The sequence below is a fragment of the Psychrobacter sp. AOP3-A1-26 genome, assembly GCF_052378235.1.
Lineage (GTDB): Bacteria > Pseudomonadota > Gammaproteobacteria > Pseudomonadales > Moraxellaceae > Psychrobacter.
Genome location: NZ_JBQSXN010000140.1, coordinates 1 through 3,500 on the forward strand (window position 1 = coordinate 1; position 3,500 = coordinate 3,500).

The 3,500-nt window shown below is 40.4% G+C and carries 2 protein-coding genes; both read left to right on the top strand.

Features of this window, described 5'->3' with window-relative positions:
- Positions 1-678: 678 nt before the first annotated feature.
- A complete protein-coding gene (gene thrS / locus ACT3TU_RS13725; RefSeq protein WP_192523953.1) occupies positions 679-2,613 on the top strand; it encodes a threonine--tRNA ligase in 1,935 nt (644 codons plus the stop codon).
- Positions 2,614-2,636: 23 nt separating this feature from the next.
- Positions 2,637-3,140 carry a translation initiation factor IF-3 gene (infC, locus tag ACT3TU_RS13730; protein ID WP_192523954.1) on the top strand — a complete coding sequence of 168 codons (504 nt, stop codon included), beginning with the start codon at positions 2,637-2,639 and terminating at the stop codon, positions 3,138-3,140.
- The last annotated feature ends 360 nt before the right edge of the window (positions 3,141-3,500 follow it).

Here is a 3,500-nt window from a genome sequence, read left to right on the forward strand (position 1 = left end):
ATTCCAGTTTCCCCTAATGAGGTGCGTATTATAGACGGTTTGAGATGGGTGTCAACCGCTTTTCGACAGGTTTTTGAATTAATTTCATTAGGTGAACAACAATCTATATTTTTCAATAACTTACAGTAAAGTTATTTTCCAATTACTTGAAACCATATTCTAATAAAGTGGCTAAAACCCCTTATTGTTTAACCTGATACCTTATAACTGTTCTTTTAAATAAGCTCTTGGGCTTTACTTTATAGATAAATTCTCTCATTTTTATCGTATCAATGACATTATAACTATTAGTAAACTCTTGCGCTGTATCTCTAGTTATATTTATCTTCCTTGATATTTACCAAGATAGCACCTATATATAGAAGCTGACTGACCCCTTGCTATCTAGTGTTTATAGACGGTTTTTGCTATAATAGCCGCTTTTATGACATTACTTAATAGTAGTTCTGCCTGTCTTTATATAGAAGGTAGATCGCTTTTCCTTATAATGATTCGATCATAGCTTGTTAAATGGCTATGAATCGCGATGCTATATATATATCTGAGCTCAGTGCTTTTAAGTAGTGTATATCTCTTACAACATATCATAGTGATTAGATATAATTGATGCAGTCTTACGGTTATATGATTGATGGTTGCAATCATCACTGCCAACGGACTCAAAAAGGTGAATAGATTATGGTAGCGATTACTTTACCCGATGGTAGCGTAAAAAACTTCGAAGGCAACACCTCGGTCATGGAAGTGGCGCAAAGTATTGGGGCAGGATTGGCTAAAGCGACGGTCGCTGGACGTGTAGACGGTCATCTAGTGGATGCACACGACCCTATCGCCCATGATGCCAAAGTAGAAATCGTCACACCAAGAGATGCCGATGGTGTCGACATCATTCGCCATTCGTGTGCGCACTTATTGGGTCATGCGGTCAAACAGCTATATCCTGATGTAAAAATGGTTATTGGCCCTGTCATTGATGAAGGCTTTTATTACGACATCTATAGTGAAACGCCATTTACCCCTGAGCATATGGAAGCTATCGAAAAGCGCATGGTGCAGTTGATAAAGCAGGACTATGACGTTATCAAAAAGATAACGCCACGCGATGAAGTTATCAAAATCTTTGAAGAGCGCGGCGAAGACTATAAGCTTAAACTTATCAATGATATGCCAGGTGAAGAAGCCTTTGGTCTATATCATCATCAAGAATACGTCGATATGTGCCGTGGTCCACACGTACCAAACACCCGATTCTTAAAAGTATTTAAGCTGACTAAAATGTCAGGCGCTTATTGGCGCGGTGATGCTAAGAATGAACAGCTACAACGTATCTATGGTACAGCATGGGCCGATAAAAAAGATTTAAAAGCTTATATTCAACGTATTGAAGAAGCAGAAAAACGCGACCATCGTAAGATTGGTAAAGCGCTCAATCTGTTCCATATGCAAGAGCAAGCGCCGGGGATGGTGTTTTGGCATGCCAATGGTTGGACCATTTATCAAGTACTTGAGCAATATATGCGTAAAGTACAATATGACAATGGCTATGAAGAAATTAAAACACCGCAAATCGTTGACCGTAGCTTATGGGAACGCTCAGGACACTGGGGTAACTATGCAACCAACATGTTTACCACGTCGAGCGAAAACCGTGATTATGCGGTAAAACCAATGAACTGTCCTTGTCACGTGCAAGTATTTAACCAAGGCTTGAAATCTTACCGTGAATTGCCATTACGGATGGCAGAATTTGGCTCGTGTCATCGTAACGAACCATCTGGCTCATTGCATGGCCTGATGCGCGTACGGGGTTTCACTCAAGACGATGCGCATATCTTCTGTACCCAAGCGCAAATTCAACAAGAAGTCGCTGACTTTATTCAACTGACTCTTGCGGTTTATGAAGATTTTGGTTTTGATAACATCATTATGAAACTCTCGACCCGTCCTGAAAAACGCGTCGGCAGCGATGAATCTTGGGATTTTGCTGAAAAGGCTCTGTCTGATGCACTTGATAACTCAGGTCTTGATTGGGAATATCTACCCGGTGAAGGCGCGTTCTATGGTCCCAAGATTGAATTCAGTCTAAAAGACTCGCTAGGTCGCGTGTGGCAGTGCGGTACGATTCAGGTTGACCCAAATATGCCAGAACGTCTCGACGCTGAATTTGTTAATGAGCAAAACGAGCGCGAAGTACCGATTATGCTGCACCGTGCCATCTTAGGTTCGTTCGAGCGTTTCATCGGTATACTGATTGAAAACTATGCTGGTTGGATGCCAGTTTGGCTAGCACCGCAACAAGTGGCCGTGATGAATATCACCGATAAACAAGCCGATGCTTGCGAAAATGTGGTCAGCGAGCTAAAAAATGCTGGTTTGCGAGCTATTAGTGACTTGCGTAACGAAAAGATTGGATTTAAGATACGAGAGAAAACATTAGAACGTATTCCCTATATGCTAGTATTAGGGGATAAAGAAGTCGAATCGGGCAGTGTCAATGTCCGTACGCGTGAAGGTGAAAACCTTGGCGTCATGAGTGTTGCTGAATTTATTACCTTAGTACAGACCGCTGTCGCTAAAAAAGGCCGACAGACCCCAAAAACAGATGAGGAGTAATACCTATTAAACAGTCAAACCGTTTGAACATCAACGAAGATATCAATGTCAAAGAAGTCCGTCTGGTTAAAGAAGACGGCGAACAGATGGGCGTGGTCGATATCGAAACCGCGATGAAAGCGGCACGTGAGGACAATCTAGATTTGGTCGAATTGGTTCCAGATGCCAAGCCGCCTGTTTGCAAGATTATGGACTATAAGCATTTCCTCTATGATCAAAAGCAAAAGGCGAAAGAAGCTAAAAAGAACCAAAAGCAAACTCAGCTGAAAGAGATGAAGCTGCGTCCTAGTACTGAAGAAGCCGATTATCAGGTCAAACTGAAAAAAATCGTCAGCTTTTTAGAAGACCAAGACAAAGTTAAAATCAGTATTCGTTTCCGTGGTCGTGAAATGGCGCACCAAGAGATTGGTCGTAAACAGCTAGATCGCATTATCGAAGACACTGCTGAGATTGCAAACGTCGAGCAATATCCAAAGATGGAAGGTCGTCAAATGGGTATGCTGTTAGGTCCTACTAAGAAAAAATAGTCTGTTCAATAGGCTGCTATTTATTATAACTGTCAGCTTATATAGATGTGTAAATAGATATTTAAATTCAAGCCATCAATATGCTGCGGGATATTGATGGTTTTTTAATATTCAACCCAGCAAACCCTTATTTTCAAATGTTATTTTTAAATATAGTAAGTTAGGATTTTTTGAACAGTAAGTAAGAAAAACTTATCACAATAGCAGGTCACTATTTACTTTATTACAATCGTATCGCTTTTATTTTGAACCGATAATAGCTTACAAAACTCAGTTTACAAAACCCATCTTCTCAACCTTTTCATTACCAGTTAATCTAAAGGTCTGTTCTATCACTCTTAAAGATAATTCAAATAAAAA

Bases quoted from the DNA above. Each gene is read 5' to 3' on its own strand.
- thrS (WP_192523953.1), top strand. From the start codon at position 679: ATGGTAGCGATTACTTTACCCGATGGTAGCGTAAAAAACTTCGAAGGC.